Here is a 16,552-nt window from a genome sequence, read left to right on the forward strand (position 1 = left end):
TGCACGTGGCGACGCGGTTCCCGCGCGGTCAGACTCGGCGATGTCGCTGAGCTACCGACTCAGCCCGGCCAGTTGGGCGGATGCGCGCTCGAGCACGTCCACCCTTTTGCAGAACGCGAATCGCACCAGCGATGCATAGTCGCTCTTGTGCTCATCGGTCACGAAGGCACTCATCGGCACGGCGACCACCCCGGCGAGCTCGGGTAGGCGGCGGCAGAGGCCGGCGGCGTCCGCGAAGCCGAGGGGCGCAGCATCCGCCACGACGAAGTAGGAGCCCTGGGACTCGCTGACCGAGAACCCGGCATGGCGCAGCCCCGCGGAGAGCAAGTCGCGCTTGCCCTGCAGCACGCTCGCGACACCGCGGAAGAATTCATCGGGCAGGCCGAGACCCACTGCGATGGCCGGCTGGAACGGAGCTGCATTCACATAGGTGAGAAATTGCTTGACGGCGAGGATGACCTGCAGGAGTTCGGAAGGCCCGGTCATCCATCCCACTTTCCAACCGGTGGTGCTGAAGGTCTTGCCGCCGCTGGAGACGGTGACGGTGCGATCCCAGGCTCCGGGTAGCGTGGCGATCGGCAGGTGGACGCGGCCGAAGGTCAGATGTTCGTACACTTCGTCGGTCACGATGACAGCGTCGTGCCGGTGGGCAAGCTCGACGATCAGTTCGAGGGTCTCGAGATCCATCATCGCGCCGGTGGGATTATGTGGATTGTTGACCAGGATGATGCGGGTGCGATCCGTCACGGCGCGACGCAGCTCGTCGTGGTCGGGCTGGAAGAGCGGGGCGCGGAGGGCGACCGTGCGGTGCACGGCACCGCTCAGCGCGATCATGGCCGCATATGAGTCGTAGAACGGCTCGAAGGTGACCACCTCGTCACCGGTCTCGACGAGGGCGAGGATGGCGGCAGCCAAGGCTTCTGTCGCGCCGGCGGTCACGATCACTTCGCGGTCGGGGTCCGGGGTGAGACCGTAGAAGCGGTGCTGGTGCCGAGAGATCGCCTCTCGCAACACGGGGAAGCCGAGTCCGGGCGGATACTGATTCATTCCGTCGGTGATGGCTTGGCGGGCGGCCTCGAGCACCTCGGCCGGTCCATCCTCGTCGGGGAATCCCTGACCAAGATTGATCGCGCCGGTGCTCGTGGCGAGGGCGGACATCTCGGCGAAGATCGTCGGTTTGAGTGTGCCGTCCGCTGCGAGCAACATTGCCCCCCGCGCCGCCCGCTGCCATGCTCCGCTGAGTTCCACGAGATGCCTTCTGATCGGGAGATGGTTTCCACTTCCACCGTAGCTCCTCCTCAACCACCCGTTGCGACCAGGCGTGCACAGCCTGTGGAAAGTTCTGACGGGGTGCACGATGCCTGCCCTACCGTCGGTTGATATGCGGATCATTCCTCGGCTCAGCGGTGCGGCACACATCCGGGCGCGCTCAGTGGTGGTGACAGCGGCTCTCTCAACGGTTCTCTCAGCAGCTCTGATGCTCACTGGCTGCGTACGAACATCCGCGCCGGACCCTGTGTCTCCGACACCGAGGGCGACACCGGTCTTCGCGAACGAGGCGGAGGCGCTCGCGGCGGCGACGGCGGCGTATGCCGCGTACGTGAAGGTGTCGGATGAGATCTTGGCCGACGGGGGCAAGAATCCTGAGCGGATAGAGCAGGTGGCAAAGGGCGCCGCTTTGCGAGCAGCACTTTCTGGATACCAGGAATTTCGAACAAAAGAATTGCGCTCCGTTGGTCTTTCCAAAATTGACCATGTAACAATCCAGCGTTTTTCGGGCAGCTCAGCGAATGGAGAAGATCTCGTGAGCATTTATGCGTGTCTTGATGTGTCGAGCGTTGAAGTCCTCGATAAGAGTGGCGCCTCGGTAGTTTCACCTCAACGGCCCGCTCGGCAACCCTTTCAGGTCTCAGAAGATTGGGACAAAGTGAAACAGTTGCTTGTGGTCTCGTCCCGAGAGCCCTGGGCGGACGGTGGAGTATGCGAACAGGACTGATTTTTGGACTATTCGCAGCGATTGTCGTCGTCGTAGTTGCAGGCCCAAGTCACCCTTTCGCGGCCGCAGCGGAAACCTGCTCAGAGTCAGATATTTATGTTGGCGGGTGCCCATCAAGTACCGGCACGGTAAACGGCGACGGCGTCGACATCAGCGGATCCGTCAACATCCCCGGCTCGTCGGACTCGGCCGGTGATGGACGAGGTGATGGGCGCGGCGATGGGCGCGGGGGAATGATCACGCCCCCACCTCCGCCACCCCTGCGGGACGGTTACTCCGTGACCGCGCCGATTACCCTGGCCGACCTCGTCAACTTCAAACCAGTCGCCGGAGTGGATCACATGGAGCCGAACGGGTGGATGGTCGTCGGGCTCGATACCAACTTCTTCGTCACCGTCGATTCCAGCGTGCAGACAGGCCCGCTCCTGAACCTGCCCGCTTCCGTGCGATTCACCGCCGAGCGCTACCGCTGGTCCTACGGTGACGGCACGAGTGCCACTCGATCGACTCGCGGATCGAGCTGGGCGGCATCCGGTAAGCAAGAGTTTGACCGCACCGCAACTAGTCACGTGTACCGCACGACTGGCACCTACTCCATCGATCTCACCATCGACTTCAGCGCCGAATACCAGTATGCCGGCGGACCATGGATTCCGATCTCAGGAACGATCCCGGTACCAGCGAACCGACTGGTTGCCACAGCGGGGGACGCGAACACGGTTTTGGTGGGACGGGATTGCGCACAACGTCCGTCCGGACCGGGCTGTTAGTGCCGTCCTGCGGGGTGCGGCGAAGCTTCGGTCTGCTCTCAGGGGGTCCATATAGAGTTCTTAGGTTCGCGGTGGATGCTTACACCGCTTGGAAGGAGCAGCCCCCATGACCAACGCACCGCAGGATCCGAACTCCGGCACCGAAGATCGCAACACAGCCGGTAACACCGCTGGCGATCAAAACGCCGCAGAAAAATCCGAAACACTTGCACAGGCCCAAACCCCGGCGGATTCAGACAGCACTGCGCCGCAGAACTCCGCGCCTGACGACTCTGACCGTACGAGCGAGACTGCGCCAATCGCCGGTGCTCCGGTGGTTTCCTCTGCAGCTGAAACCGCCGCATCATCCCCCACTCAGCCGTATGACCGTGCCTACACCGGCGTCCCGGCCGCTCCACTTTCCGCTCCTACTGACGCCAAGCGATCTAAACGGGTTGTCATGGTTGCGGCCTTCGCCGTTGCGGCGCTGGTCGGAGGAGTCTCTGGCGCAGGGGTCACGGCTCTGGCCTTCTCGGCAAATCAGGGCAGCAACTCGGCGAGTTCCACTTCCAACACCGCCCCCCAGAACATCACGGTCAACGACACGACCAGCGTCAACAACATCACCGCCGTCGCCGCGAAGGCAGCACCGAGCGTCGTGACTATCTCGGTCGCGAGTAAAAACGCTTCCGGCACCGGATCAGGAGTGATCCTGAGCACGGACGGCTATATCCTCACGAACACCCACGTCGTCACCCTCGACGGTGAAATCGCGGACCCGGCAGTGCAGGTCACCACCTCAGATGGCCGGCTCTTCTCCGCCACCGTCGTGGGTACCGACCCGATAGCCGACCTCGCGGTCATCAAGTTGAAGGATCCCTCCAACCTCACTCCGGCAGAGTTTGCTGATTCAAGCAAGCTCAATGTCGGAGCAACCGCCATCGCCATCGGAGCACCGCTCGGACTCAACAACACCGTCACCAACGGCATTGTCAGCGCCCTAAACCGCAGCATCTCGATCGCCTCCTCCGCGGCGCCGAGCAGCGGTGACAGCAGCACTCCCAAGTCGGGCAGCCCCTTTGACTTCTGGAAGTTCGACAACGGCCAGGGAGGCTCCCAGGGCCAGCCGACCACCGCCGCAGCGTCGATTTCGCTTCCGGTGATCCAGACGGATGCCGCGATCAACCCCGGTAACTCCGGCGGTGCGCTCCTCGATTCCAACGCCAAGGTGATCGGTATCAACGTCGCGATCGCGAGCGCCGGGCAGACCAGCGCTGCGTCGCAGTCCGGCAGCATCGGTGTCGGGTTTGCGATCCCCGCAAATCTCGCCCAACGCGTCGCCAACGAGATCATCAAAAATGGCAAAGCGACCCACGGACTCCTCGGCGCAAGCGTGCAGGATGCCTCGGCCACCAGCTCCAGTGCCGTGGTCGGCGCCAGCATCAAGGAGGTCACGAGTGGCGGGGCCGCCGATAAGGCCGGGGTCAGATCCGGTGACGTCGTTACCGGCTTGAACGGGGTACCGATCACCAGCAGCACCGACCTCACAGCCCAGGTGCGTTTCCTCCCCGCTGGCGCATCAACGACGCTCACTTATGTTCGTGGGGGTAAAGCGAGCACCGTCGATGTGACGCTCGGAACTCTCAAGCAATAGACGGCGGTACGCACGGATTGAAGCGGACGCCCGCTGCGCCTGACTCCTGGCGGCGGGCATCCGTTTCTTCGTTGTCCGGCCGATTCGGGCCGATTCTGGTCGGCTGGTAGGCTCGACCGACTTGGCCACCCCGATATTGGAACCCATGCCCAACGAGGAACACCCCCCACTTGGAGTGTCCTACGTCATCCCCGTTCTCAACGAGGTCGCCTACATTGGCACCGCGATTCGGACGGTGCTCGAGCAGGACTACTCGGGCGCGACAGAGCTCATCCTCGCGCTCGGACCATCATCCGATGGCACCACCGAGCTTGTGCAGCGATTGGCGGAGGCGGATGCCCGAATCGTGATCGTGTTCAACCCGGCCACCGACATCCCGGTGGGGCTCAACATCGCCATTCGCGCGAGCAGTCATCCGGTAATCGTTCGAGTGGATGCCCATTCCGAGCTGGATCCGACCTACACCCGCCGCGCCGTTGCGACCCTCGTTCGCACCGGTGCCGCAAATGTCGGCGGGGTCATGAAGGCACGCGGTAAGACCCCGTTTCAGTCTGCGGTTGCTCGGGCATACAACAGCCGCTTCGGACTCGGCGGGGGTAGCTACCATGGCGGGGCCGAAGAGGGTCCGGCCGAGTCCGCCTACCTCGGAGTGCTGCGCCGCGAGGTGCTCGAGGAGGTCGCGCTGTTCGATGAATCCGTTCGTCGTGGCGAGGACTGGGAACTCAACCTGCGCATCCGCAACGCCGGTCATTCGGTCTGGTTCGATCCTTCGCTGGAGGTTACTTATTGGCCCAGAGAGAGCTGGCCAAAGCTTGTGCGTCAGTTTGCGGCAACAGGAATCTGGCGCGGTGAACTTGTGCGGCGCTATCCGGCCCACAATCCGTGGCGATTCTTTGCGCCTCCCATGCTCGTCGCGTCCATCGCTCTGAGCATCCTGGTGCTGGCCGGACAACTGGCCGGAGGGTTGCGCGGCTGGCCGAGTGCGGTGCTCTCGCTCATCTATCTGGGACCGGCTGCCTACGTCGTGGTGCTTCTGCTGATCTGCTTCTCGCGAGCCGGCGGGCCCGGATGGTCGGACCGCTGGCGCTTCTTCCTCGTGCTTCCCAGCATGCATGTGAGCTGGGGCGTGGGATTCATCGTGGGGCTCGTGCGAGGCGCGCGTGACGCGGTCGACACCTCGCGCACCGGGATCTGACCAGTAATTCCTCGAGCAGCGCCTCCTCGAGCAGCGCCTCGCACAGCTATCTGATGATTCCCTCGGCGAGCAGGCGCTGAACGACACGATCGGCAGCACGCCCGTCGTCGCGGGGATTGAACCGTACACGCCAGGCGCGGTACCGGTCGGCGAACCGGCGCTGCACCGCATCCCGATCCCGCACCAGCGCGACCAATTCCTCGGCCGTAGAAACTACCGGCCCCGGCGCGACCGACACGAGATCGAAATAGAACCCGCGGAGCTTCCGTGCGTAGTGCTCGAGATCCGGTGTGAAGAAGAAGACCGGCTTCCCTGTGACGGTGAAGTCGAACATCACCGAGGAGTAGTCCGTGATCAGGGCATCCGCCACAAGGAAGAGCTCAGAGACATCCGGATAGCCGGTGACATCGAGCACGTTCGGGGCGTGCACATCCGAACCGGGCACCAGGGTGCGGGAATGTCCGCGGATGAGCGTGACGTAGTCGTTGCCGAGCATCCCGGCAAACTGGCTCACGTCGAGATGATCGACCTGATCCGGCCGATCGTCCCGCCAGGTCGGCGCGTAGAGCAGCACGGTGACACCGTCGGGGATGCCCAGCCGCGCCCGAACTGCACCGGGGCCACCGGTGACGAGCACATCGTCACGGGGATAACCCTCCTCCCACACTGATCCTGTGAATGCATACGCCCTGCGGAATACACCGCGACTGTAGGGGTTTTGGGCGAGCAGGATGTCCCAGCGGGCGCGTTCCCGCAGGGTCGCGATTGCGGGGCGCAGTCCGAGTCGCACCCGACTGAGCGCAAGTTTTTTGAGCATGGTGCCATGCCAGGTCTGCAGAACTGTCTGGTGTCGACGCGAGCGGTAGCGTTTACGAAGCCAGTCGTTGATCACAAGCAGGCGGGCCGATCCGCGGATGCGCCACCACTCGGCGCTACCTTCGAGCAGCGCGACCGCTCCATCCGGCACTGGCACCGAGGCATCCGCGACGCTCCAATACCGCGCAATGTCCGGACGCAGCCGCGCGATCGCCCGGTCGATCGCCAGCGGGTTGCAGGAGGCGTTTTGCCCGAAGAAGCTCTCGAAAAAGACCGCGTCGAGTGGTTCGTACTCGGTGGTTCGGTAGTCGGACTCGAGGGAGGCCTGCTGCAGGTGGCCGCGTTCCCGATCCGAGAGGGGCGCCGCGAGCGTGACTGCGAGCGACCCCTGCGATGCGGTGACCGACACCCGGGTAATCGCTGGCAGCAGTTGGGAGGCGGGTAGCGCGGTCGGTAATTGCAGCGTCAGCCCGGATCCGTCCCGTGCGGCGGCGTGCACGCTGTAGCGGCCGGAGCGCGCGGGAAGCAGCGGGCCATTCCAGTTGGAGACGAGCAGCGGTACCCGTGCGGACCAGCGAGAGCCAAGCGCGATGAGTTGCGCGGGCAGCATCTGCCGGGAGGCGATGAGCCGAAACTCGGCCGGGGCATCCCCCGGCCCCTCGAATACGATCGCCGGCAACTGGCCGGTAGTCACCACAACGGTGTCGATGACGAGGGCGGGGACCGGGACAGGGACAGGGGCGGGGGATGGTGGGGTCATGTGCGCGCCTGCAGTCGACGCGTGAGTTCGGAAAACACCCTCTCAGTATTGCGCCCGTCCCGGAAGGTGAAGTGCCGTGACGCCAGCGCGGCAGAATGTGCTCGCACTATCGCGGCCCACTCGGGGTCGGTATCGAAGCGGTCGAGCTGGTCGAGGATTGCGGTCCAGCTCCGCACCTCGCGGCCGCCGCTGAACTCTCGATACGGCTCGTACAGTCCACGTGATGCGGTGTAGTCCTCCTCATCCGGTGCGATGAAGAGGATCGGGCCGCCGGTGAGGGAAAAGTCGAACGCCACCGAGGAGTAGTCGGTGATGAGCAGATCAACCGCGGCGAGGAGAGGAGTGAGATCGGACTGACGCGCGGATGACAGCAGCTGGATGCGCGGCGAACCGGCGATCCCGGCCGCGTAGTCTCCGACACCGTTCGGATGCGGGCGCACGATCAGCACCGCCCCGGAATCGCGAAGCCAAGCATCGATTCGACACCATTCTTCGGCGGTCGGAACCCCCGGATCCGCCTCACCGTCTCGCCAGGTCGGCGCATAAAGCAGTAGGCGACTGTCGCCGGGATCGGCGTCGAGCGCACCCACGAGAACCGCGCGCGCGACGCGCTGTCGTTCGCCTGGGTCTCCATTGGACAGCACATCGTCCCGTGGATCGCCGGTGACGACGACACGATCGGTGGGCAGCGCGAAGGCGGTGCGCAGTCGCGTCGCAGCCAGTTCCGACGCGGCGGGCATGAGAGCAATGCCGCGGTACCCACGGCGGTAGAAGCGACGCAGCATGTTGCGCAGCTGCATCGAGACAACGGGCACCGAAATTGTGGTGGTCGCTGCCGAGTCGAGCTGGATGAGTTTGAGGGGGATTCCGTGCCAGAGCTGCACGATGACGGCACCACGTTGGCCGAAGCGATTCACATCACCGAATCCGTGGGTCACAACTGCGACGCGGGCGCGCAGGGTCAGCCACAGGCCGCGTCGCGATAGCTTCAACACTGCCGGGATACCGAGGGCAGTCGCTGCAGCGAGGTCGCGTTCGTCTCGCGCAAGCCAGGTGAGCCGGAGCGAGGCATCCGCGCCGCTTGCGTAGCGGTAGAGGGCGAGGGATCCCTCCCCGATTCCTGACCCGCAGCCGAACACCCAGTGACCCTCGAGCCGGGGTACAAACATGCTCGCGACTGCTCCGAGGGCGTAGAGCGGTAGGGCGGCGAGCTTCTTCGCATTCCCCGACGCAAAGCTGAACCCGGGCATTTCAGGATCCTAGCAGCCAAGCGATTTCTCGCCGGTTGCCGTGATTCCGGATGCCGCTCACCCCGTTGATTCGCCCTGTTGTGTGGCACGTCGCGCGCTGCAATCGCCACTTCGAGGCTTTCTGCCCGGCCGCACGTGGAAGTCGCGTTTGCTACCAAGTCGATCGGCTCCCAGCACGAGCGCGCACCATTTGGGATGGCGTGCACGCGTGGGCGCGGTTCCTTCAGGGGCGCTAGGGTTTCGGCGGGCGCGGTGCCTTTGGGGCCGTGGAACCTGCCGTACCGCTGAGGAAGCGGGGCAAGTTGATCCGGGAGCGTCTGTTGCGCTCGACAGGACCGCGCTCGACAGGACCGCGCATGACGGAATCCAGAACGACCGGGAACTGTATCGGGGCCGATCCGAAGGCATCCCGCGAACTGGCCACGACTTTACGTCCGAGCAGGTGATTACCGGTGCCTCCGATCACCGCGCCGATTCCGAACGGAATGGCGCGACCGACCGCACTCGCACTCTGGGTGGCGACTAAGCGCCGGAGGAAGGCCTTCTTGATGCGAGTGCCGATCTTGCCCATGGCCGCCTTGGGTAGGCCTTTGGTCACGAGCTCGCCCCAGAATCGTCCGCGGGTCGCTCCGGTGCCAGCGGCGTGACCCGCGAACTGGGTGACGAGATCGGAGCCGGCCGAACCGAGCATCATGGCCATTACGAGAGTGCGAGCGCGTTCGGGATCCTCGACGGCGATGCCATGCACCTCGGTCACCGACTGGGCAAACAGGGCACTCGTGGTGAGGAACCCAGCCGTTTCGACGCCGGAGAGCGCGAGCGAGATGCCGACGCCCACGCCGGGGATGACCGAACTCGCTCCGACGGCGGCCCCCCCCGCGGTGACAGCGGCGAGGTAGCGAGTCTCGAGGATTCTAATGACCTGGGCCGGTGAAGCATCCGGATTGCGATGGCGGATGCTGCGGATGTGCGCCAGCACCATCGGGCGTTGCACGGAAAGCAGCTGATCCAGCCCGTGTGGCACGTGCGGCGGCGTGTTGCGTGAAGGCCTGCCCGGAACCCTACTCACGGGTGCACGCCGTACTCGGCGTTGTACCGGTCGAGCACCTCGGCGATCGGTGCGTCGAGAACAAGTGCACCCTTGTCGAGATACAGACCGCGGGTGCAGAACCGTCGGAGATCCTTCTCACTGTGGGAGACGAAAAATAAAGTACGCCCTCCAGCCAACAGCTCCTCGATGCGTCGGTAACACTTCTCGCGGAAGGCCTTGTCTCCAACGGCGAGCACCTCATCCACGAGGATGATCGGCTCCTCGAGTCGCGAGATCACGGCGAACGCGATCCGCACCTTCATACCGCTGGAGAGGTGTTTGTACGGGGTGTCGAGGAAGTCGCCGATCTCAGAGAAGGCGATGATCTCGTCGAACCGCTCATCGATCTCAGACTTCCTCATCCCGTGGAGGCCGGCGGTCAGATAGACGTTGTCCCGCACGGTGAGGTCATCGACGAAGCCGCCGGTAATCTCGATCAGGGGGGCGACTCCGGCACCGACGCGCACGTGGCCCTCGTCGGCGAAAACCACCTCGGCAACGAGCTTGAGCAGGGTGGACTTACCCTGGCCATTGCGACCGACCACCCCGATCGCCTCGCCGGGTGCCACCGTGAATGACACGTTTCGCAGCGGCCAGAATTCTCCGGACCGACTGCGACGATTCGAGCCGGCGAAGAGATCCTTGAAGCTGCGACGGGATCGACGGTTGCGTTTGAACCGGATGCCGGCATCCGACACTTCGATCACCGGGGTGACGGTCATCAGATCTCCTTCAACACGGTCTTGATGGTGCGCCGGAAGATGAGCAGTCCGCTGCCGAGGATCACCAGCGAGAGGATCGCGCTCACGATCACGTCGAACCAGTTGAGCTCCTGAGGAAAAAAGGCGGAACGGTAGAGCGAGAGGATGCCCGTCATCGGGTTAAGCGCGGCGAGCGGCCGAAACTCCTGCGGCACATTCACCAGTCCGTAGACGACCGGTGAGGCGTAGAACATGAAGCGCAGACCGAGCTTGACCGCGCGCTCCAGATCGCGAAAGAACACCACGAGTGGTGCAACAATCAGCCCAACCCCGAGGGTGAGCACCGCTTGCATCACGATGGCAAGCGGTACGAGCAGAACTTCGATGTGCAGGCGTGCCGGATCGCGCGTGCCAAGGGAGAGCAGCGCGAAAAAAATGATCACCGGAATGCTCACGAGAAACTCGATGCCCTTGGAAAGCACCAAGCGTGCAACCCAGATCGTGCGCGGGATCCGGGTTGAGCGGATGAGTTTCGCTTCTTTGGTAAATGCCCGGGTCGAGTCAGAGATGCTTCCGTTAAACCACGTCCAGGGCAGCAGTGCCGTGAGCAGAAAAACGATATACGGTTCGTGGCCGACACCGCGCTGGAATATCACAGTGAAGACAAACCAGTAAATTGCCGCCATCACGAGGGGGTCGAGAATCGACCAGAAGTAGCCGAGGAAAGAGGTCGAGTAGCGCACCTTGAGGTCGCGCGTCGTCAGAAGCCAGAGGGAATGCCGATAGCGCCCGAACTCCGAACGCTGGGGGCGTGCTTCGAGGGCTGCACTCACGCGTTACGGATCCTTAGCGTCACGCACTCCGCTTGACCTACGCGAAGGTTAGAGAAATCAGACGAAGAGATTCGCCCGCTCGAGGTCTTCCGCGAAGTCAACCTCTACGGCGTAGAGGTCGGAGATGTCTACCGGCTCAAATCGTAGCTGGTCCTGCTCGATTGCCAGTTCAATTCCGCGCTCGAAGTAGTCCTGGTCGTCGACCCGACCGAGCTGACGGATGAGCGCAGCCTTGTCTGCTCGGGCGACGTAGTTGATGCCGACAGCTTCGCCGAGGCCACCTGTGACGGTCTTGGAGAGCATATTGATGTAGCCCTCGGCATCCACCGTGTACTTGACCTCTTCATCAGAGACCTTCTCGGTGTTGACCGAGACGAAGGACTGGTCGGCCTCGACCATTTTGGCCGCGCGAACAAGGGCCTCGGGGTCGAAGACCACGTCACCGTTCATCCAGAGCACGCCACCCTGGCTCGAAGCGCGCAGCGCACGCATCAAGCTCTTGGAGGTGTTGGTCTGGTCATACTGCTCGTTGTAGACGAAGGAGGCGTCGGGGAACGCCTCGATGATGTGTTCGGACTTGTAGCCGACGACGATTGTGACCTTTGCGCTCGTACCGAACGCATGGTGGATGTTGTCGAACTGCTGCTTCATGATGCTGCGGCCGTCGCTGAGTTCGGTGAGCGGCTTCGGCAGGGATCGACCGAGTCGACTCCCCATGCCAGCGGCCAGGATTACTATTTGCGTGCTCACGATTTATCTCCTCAGTTAACTGTGGTCTTGACCGGGGCAGGTGACGGAATCTCTTCGATGCTTGATCGCGACCACGCCGCGATTGTGAAGAGATTCACCTTTTGTTCATCCCCAGACGGTTGCCTGGACACGACGATGTGTGCGCTTAGCTTACCTTTCAATCGCGATTTGGCACAGGGCTGGTCGCATCGGATTGCCAATTTCAGATGACAGGCCCTCTTTTCTCAGGGGCACCCCCATGGGCGTTGATACGGTTGTCAAGTGGAAAAAGAGCCCGAGGAGACACCAGCAGAATCCCTGGAAACCGCGAAAACTGGGCCCGTGAAGTCGGCGGCGCGGCCTGCCCCGGCGAAAAGCAGGCCCGCGAAGGCTGCGCCTGCAAAACGTGCGCCTGCGAGGGCTGCGCCGACGAAGGCTGCGTCTGCAAAACCTGCGCCTGCGAAGGCTGCGCCGACGAGGGCTGCGCCGACGAAGGCTGCGTCTGCAAAACCTGCGCCGACGAAGGCTGCGCCGACGAAGGGTGCAGCGACTGGCGCATCCGCACCGCGGTCGCCGGATGCCGGAACCACACCGCAAACGGTGACGCCGCAGGCTGATGCGGCGCCGGTGGGCGCATCACCCCGGATAGCCATTCCTCGCTCTCCACGCCCACGGTCAACGATTCCGCGATCCACCACGGTGCGCGCAGTTGTGCCGCCGAACGCCGTGCCGCCGACTGCTGTGCAGCCGGACGCTGTGCAGCCGGACGCTGTGCCACCGATTACCTCGCCACCGATTACTACTTCCGCCCCGAATGCGCGATCCCGACCAATCACGACCACGAAGACGCTGGCTGCGGCCAAGACGATTGTCGACGACACGCTTCTGCCGGCTGCTGCCGCAGCGACCGCTGTGATTGCGGATCGCACGCACGTGCTCGTCGTCACCGACCTCACCAAACGATTCGGCGAGACGGTGGCGGTCGACCACATCAGCCTGTCGGTGCCCGCGGGAACCATGTTCGGGATCGTGGGACCACACGGTGCAGGCAAGACCACGACGCTGTCCATGGTGACTGGACTCCTACGACCTGACGGCGGATCCGTCTTGGTCCACGGAGTGGAGGTGTGGGCGAATCCAGCCGTGGCGCAACGCAACATCGGAGCGCTGCCTGACCGCCTTCGGCTTTTCGACCGCCTCACCGGACGCCAAATGCTCTACTACGCCGGCACGCTCCGCGGACTCGACGCCCCCACTGTGAACCAACGCTCGACCGAACTGGCCATGGCCCTCGGGCTCGAAGATGCTCTCGGGCGCCTGGTCTGCGACTACTCCACTGGAATGGCCAAAAAGATTGCGCTGGCCTGCGCGATGATCCACTCGCCGCGACTGCTGGTGCTCGATGAACCTTTCGAGTCCGTCGATCCAGTCTCGGCAGCGAACATCACCGCGATTTTGCAGGGCTACGTCGGTGCCGGGGGCACAGTGGTGCTGTCGAGCCACAGCCTCGAGGTAATCCAGCGCATCTGCGACGTCGTGGCGATCATGGTGAGCGGTTCGGTGCTGGCCTCTGGCACGATCGCGGAGGTGCGTGGCACCGGCTCATTAGAGGAGAGATTTCTCGATCTCGTCGCAGGTCACCCACAAGCGAAGGGCTTGGAGTGGTTAAGCAGCTTTTCGGACTGAAACTTCGGTTGCTCGCGAATGGCTATCGCCGCAGTCCGCTGCAGGTCTTCGGAATCATCGTTGGGCTGTTGTATGCGCTGGGAGCAGCCGGGGTCACAGTGGCGGGTCTCACCGCACTGCGCCGGGTGGGGCCCGATCTCGCTGGCAGCATCACTGTGACTGTCGGTTCGATTATCGTGCTCGGTTTTCTGCTCGTGCCGCTCGCGTTCGGAACGGAGGGCCCCCTCCATCCGCGAGCCTTCTCGCTCTTCGGGCTTTCTGCGAATCACCTCGCCGCAGCACTCGCCATCACCAGTCTCATCAGCCTGCCCGCGCTGGCGATCACCGCAATCGCAATCGCGCAGGTGGTGATCTGGGCGCGCGATCCGCTCTCGACAATTCTTGCGATTTTATCCGCGGTGCTGATCGTGGCTACCTGTCTGCTCGGCGCCGGAATTGCGAGAGTGATCGCATCCGTTCTGCTGGCGACCCGTCGTGCGTGCGAGGTCGCGACGTTGCTCCTCATTGCGGTTCTCGTGTTGCTCGCTCCGGCCGTCGCGCTGTTCAGCTCCGTCGACTGGAATCGTGCCGCGCTCGGATCAGTGAAGTCCGTTGCGGATGTCGCGGGCTGGACACCCTTCGGGGCGGCCTGGTCTGCACCGGCCGATGCGGCATCCGGCAACGGTTGGGGTGCGGTGCTGAAGCTTCTCATTGCAGTCGTTGCGGTGGCACTGCTGTGGCTCGTCTGGTGTGCGCTAGTGAGACGGTCGCTGATAGCACCCGAGCGTCGTGAGAGCGCCTCACATGATGGGGGGCTCGGTTGGTTTGGTGTGCTGCCGAACACTCCCGCAGGCACCATCGCCGCGCGAAGCGTCACCTACTGGATTCGGGATCCGAGGTATCGCACGCCACTTCTCGCGGTACCGGTCGCGCCGCTGCTGATCGTGATCGTGCTCGCTGCAGCCGGTGTGCCCGGTACTGTTCTCGCCCTCATCCCGGTGCCGGTCATGTGCCTGTTCCTGGCGTGGTTGACGCACAACGATGTTGCCAATGACAGTTCGGCTCTGTGGCTTCATCTCGCATCGAACACCCCCGGATGGGCCGATCGGCTCGGGCGCATTGCTCCCGCACTGGTCATCGGCGTCCCACTGATCGCGATCGGCTCGCCCATTGCCGCGGCGATCTCCGGTGTGGACGGCGCACTCCTGTTGCTGATTGGAGTCAGCTCGGGCCTGCTCTGTGCGGGCCTCGGGGTGTCCAGCGTGCTTTCCGCTCGCTTCCCCTATCCCGCGGTACTCCCGGGAGACAGTCCATTCGCGCAACCTCTGGCCGGCGCAAACGCGGCGGGGCTCATTCAGTCGCTCTCATTTTTGGCCCCGATCGCACTCTCGCTGCCGGCACTGGGATGCGCCGTTCTTGGGCTACTGCATCCGGGTGGCAGCTGGCCGATGGTTTCTCTCCTGGTCGGCGTGGGGATGGGATTGCCGCTTCTTGCCCTCGGAGTGATCTGGGGCGGGCGCATCTTCATGCGGCGTTCACCCGAGCTCCTGGCGCTGTCGATGCGGAGCTGAGCGCGGCGGCACGGTTTGCGGCGGCACGATTTGCGCCAGTGCGCTCTGCGGCTGTGCGATCTGTCGCGGCACGCTCTGTCATGGCGTACAAGCGCTATTCGGCGGCAGCACCATCGGGCACGCGTAAGGTGTTGCCATGAGCAGCGACACACAGCAGGGCGGCGGCGGCACAGACACGCTTGACCGCGAACTCGAAGAACTCCTGAAGCAGGAGCAAATCGAAGAGGGTGACCACGAACGGTTCTCTCACTATGTGCAAAAGGAGAAGATCCTGGCATCGGCGCTCAGCGGCAAGCCGGTGATCGCCCTGTGCGGCAAGGTGTGGACCCCTGGACGCGATCCGGAGAAGTTTCCCGTGTGCCCGACCTGCAAAGAAATCTACGACGGCCTGAAGAAGTAGATCCCTCCCCAGCCGCCCCTCCGCCAACTGCGCCGAATTGTCGGAAAGTGTGGTTGTTAGCGACACATTGGCGCAGTTCGCGGCACCGGTGGACAACTAATGCGGGCGTCGCGAGGGTGCACAATGCTCAGGGGATGCGAACCCCCTCGGGTCTTCCCGTCTCCTTACAGATAGCTCCCTTTTCGCGGGCGACTGCGATCGCGATGGGGGTCTCGCCACGCCGGCTGAGAGCTGGTGACTTGACGGCGCCTTTTCATGGCATTCGCCAGGCGGTCGGTGGCACCGTTGACAGCGCCTGGATGAGTTGGGCCTACCGGGAACGGATGCCTGCCGGCTCCGCCTTCAGCCACGGCACCGCAGCGCGACTGCGAGGGCTTCCCGTGCCGCTCTATCTGCCCGCCCTGACTCTCGACATATCGATTCCCCACGGACATCGACCACCCGAGGGCGCCGGTATCTCCGGGCACGAGGTGGCGTCTCGTCTCTGGCAACGGGAGGAGATTGTGCATCGGGATTTTGCTGCGGATGTGATGTTCGCACTTCCAATCGTCTCCGCTGCGCTGATGTGGTGCCAGCTCGCGGATTCGCTCGATTTCGATGATCTCGTTGCACTGGGGCATGCGCTGGTGACGGGCAAATTCGTGACGCTCGATCAGCTCGGTCAGGCTGCAATTCAGTGGGCGGGCCACCGTGGCGCGAAAAAGCTTCGCCGGGCCGTGGATGAAGTCCGCCCCGGGCCACTTTCTCGGCCGGAGAGCCTCATCCGGTTGCAGGCCATGCGTGCTGGCCTCCCGGAGCCGCGGCTCAACCACACGGTGCGCGGTCTCTCGGGCGAGGACCTGGCGATGACGGACCTCTGTTGGCCGGAGTTTCGCACCCTGGTCGAGTACGAGGGTGATTACCATCGCTCGTCCCGTGCGAAGTTCCGGTCGGACATCACCAGATTGGAGCGATTCGCCGATGGTGAATGGGACGGTCTGCGCGCCCACGCGGATGATGTGTTCCGCGATCCAAACCCTTTCCTCGCCCGACTGTGGCGACGTCTAGCACAGCGTGGGTGGCATCCGCAGGGCGCGGGCCCGTTGTGGATTCCGCCGGCGAGACGCTGAATGAACCGTGCTGAGCGGAACGTGCACGCGAACT

16 protein-coding genes are annotated in these 16,552 nt (G+C 63.7%); 8 read left to right on the forward strand and 8 right to left on the reverse strand.

All coding sequences use genetic code 11. The features are described from left to right. Positions 1–51 precede the first annotated feature (51 nt). Positions 52–1,206 (reverse strand): aminotransferase class I/II-fold pyridoxal phosphate-dependent enzyme, encoded by a 1,155-nt coding sequence (locus tag IWX88_RS05675; protein WP_231368971.1) that lies wholly within the window; start codon positions 1,204–1,206, stop codon positions 52–54. A gap of 394 nt (positions 1,207–1,600) precedes the next feature. Here IWX88_RS05675 and IWX88_RS05680 point away from each other — a divergent pair, with 394 nt between their 5' ends. The 4 genes from IWX88_RS05680 to IWX88_RS05695 all read left to right on the forward strand — a co-directional run bounded on the left by IWX88_RS05680 (position 1,601) and on the right by IWX88_RS05695 (position 5,594). Beyond that, the gene (locus IWX88_RS05680; RefSeq protein ID WP_196828156.1) at positions 1,601–1,996 is read left to right on the forward strand and encodes a hypothetical protein; all 396 of its coding nucleotides are present in this window, start codon (positions 1,601–1,603) and stop codon (positions 1,994–1,996) included. Positions 1,997–2,274: 278 nt separating this feature from the next. Continuing rightward, positions 2,275–2,766, forward strand: coding sequence for a hypothetical protein (locus IWX88_RS05685; protein WP_196828158.1), 492 nt, complete (start codon positions 2,275–2,277; stop codon positions 2,764–2,766). A 106-nt stretch (positions 2,767–2,872) separates the two neighbouring features. Next, on the forward strand, positions 2,873–4,399 hold the full coding sequence (locus tag IWX88_RS05690; protein WP_196828160.1) for a S1C family serine protease: 1,527 nt from the start codon (positions 2,873–2,875) through the stop codon (positions 4,397–4,399). A 145-nt stretch (positions 4,400–4,544) separates the two neighbouring features. Beyond that, positions 4,545–5,594, forward strand: coding sequence for a glycosyltransferase family 2 protein (locus tag IWX88_RS05695; protein ID WP_196828162.1), 1,050 nt, complete (start codon positions 4,545–4,547; stop codon positions 5,592–5,594). 46 nt (positions 5,595–5,640) lie between these two features. Here IWX88_RS05695 and IWX88_RS05700 read toward each other — a convergent pair whose 3' ends face one another. The 7 genes from IWX88_RS05700 to IWX88_RS05730 all read right to left on the reverse strand — a co-directional run bounded on the left by IWX88_RS05700 (position 5,641) and on the right by IWX88_RS05730 (position 12,702). Further along, entirely contained in the window at positions 5,641–7,170 is a 1,530-nt protein-coding gene (locus tag IWX88_RS05700; RefSeq protein ID WP_196828164.1) for a CDP-glycerol glycerophosphotransferase family protein, read from the reverse strand. Continuing rightward, complete coding sequence (locus IWX88_RS05705) at positions 7,167–8,420, reverse strand: CDP-glycerol glycerophosphotransferase family protein (RefSeq protein WP_196828166.1); 1,254 nt, start codon at positions 8,418–8,420, stop codon at positions 7,167–7,169. Before IWX88_RS05705 ends, IWX88_RS05700 begins: the two co-directional genes overlap by 4 nt. Before the next feature lie 232 nt (positions 8,421–8,652). Beyond that, positions 8,653–9,414 carry a hypothetical protein gene (locus tag IWX88_RS05710; protein ID WP_196828168.1) on the reverse strand — a complete coding sequence of 254 codons (762 nt, stop codon included), beginning with the start codon at positions 9,412–9,414 and terminating at the stop codon, positions 8,653–8,655. 71 nt (positions 9,415–9,485) lie between these two features. Continuing rightward, on the reverse strand, positions 9,486–10,232 hold the full coding sequence (locus IWX88_RS05715) for an ABC transporter ATP-binding protein (protein WP_196828170.1): 747 nt from the start codon (positions 10,230–10,232) through the stop codon (positions 9,486–9,488). Then, the gene (locus IWX88_RS05720) at positions 10,232–11,044 is read right to left on the reverse strand and encodes an ABC transporter permease (RefSeq protein WP_196828172.1); all 813 of its coding nucleotides are present in this window, start codon (positions 11,042–11,044) and stop codon (positions 10,232–10,234) included. The genes IWX88_RS05715 and IWX88_RS05720 overlap by 1 nt, the downstream gene beginning before the upstream one ends. 57 nt (positions 11,045–11,101) lie before the next feature. Beyond that, entirely contained in the window at positions 11,102–11,794 is a 693-nt protein-coding gene (locus tag IWX88_RS05725; RefSeq protein WP_196828174.1) for an NTP transferase domain-containing protein, read from the reverse strand. 257 nt (positions 11,795–12,051) lie between these two features. After that, complete coding sequence (locus IWX88_RS05730; protein ID WP_196828176.1) at positions 12,052–12,702, reverse strand: hypothetical protein; 651 nt, start codon at positions 12,700–12,702, stop codon at positions 12,052–12,054. Here IWX88_RS05730 and IWX88_RS05735 point away from each other — a divergent pair. From IWX88_RS05735 to IWX88_RS05750, 4 genes are all read left to right on the forward strand, one after another. After that, entirely contained in the window at positions 12,686–13,459 is a 774-nt protein-coding gene (locus tag IWX88_RS05735; RefSeq protein WP_370568196.1) for an ABC transporter ATP-binding protein, read from the forward strand. The two genes, IWX88_RS05730 and IWX88_RS05735, sit on opposite strands and share 17 nt — an antisense overlap. After that, positions 13,435–15,009 carry an ABC transporter permease gene (locus IWX88_RS05740; protein WP_196828178.1) on the forward strand — a complete coding sequence of 525 codons (1,575 nt, stop codon included), beginning with the start codon at positions 13,435–13,437 and terminating at the stop codon, positions 15,007–15,009. The genes IWX88_RS05735 and IWX88_RS05740 overlap by 25 nt, the downstream gene beginning before the upstream one ends. A 136-nt stretch (positions 15,010–15,145) precedes the next feature. After that, positions 15,146–15,409 carry a DUF3039 domain-containing protein gene (locus IWX88_RS05745; RefSeq protein WP_196828180.1) on the forward strand — a complete coding sequence of 88 codons (264 nt, stop codon included), beginning with the start codon at positions 15,146–15,148 and terminating at the stop codon, positions 15,407–15,409. A gap of 239 nt (positions 15,410–15,648) precedes the next feature. Then, the gene (locus tag IWX88_RS05750; protein ID WP_196828183.1) at positions 15,649–16,518 is read left to right on the forward strand and encodes a hypothetical protein; all 870 of its coding nucleotides are present in this window, start codon (positions 15,649–15,651) and stop codon (positions 16,516–16,518) included. Positions 16,519–16,552: the final 34 nt, after the last annotated feature.

The organism is Frigoribacterium sp. CG_9.8, from assembly GCF_015751965.1.
Taxonomy (GTDB): domain Bacteria; phylum Actinomycetota; class Actinomycetes; order Actinomycetales; family Microbacteriaceae; genus Lacisediminihabitans.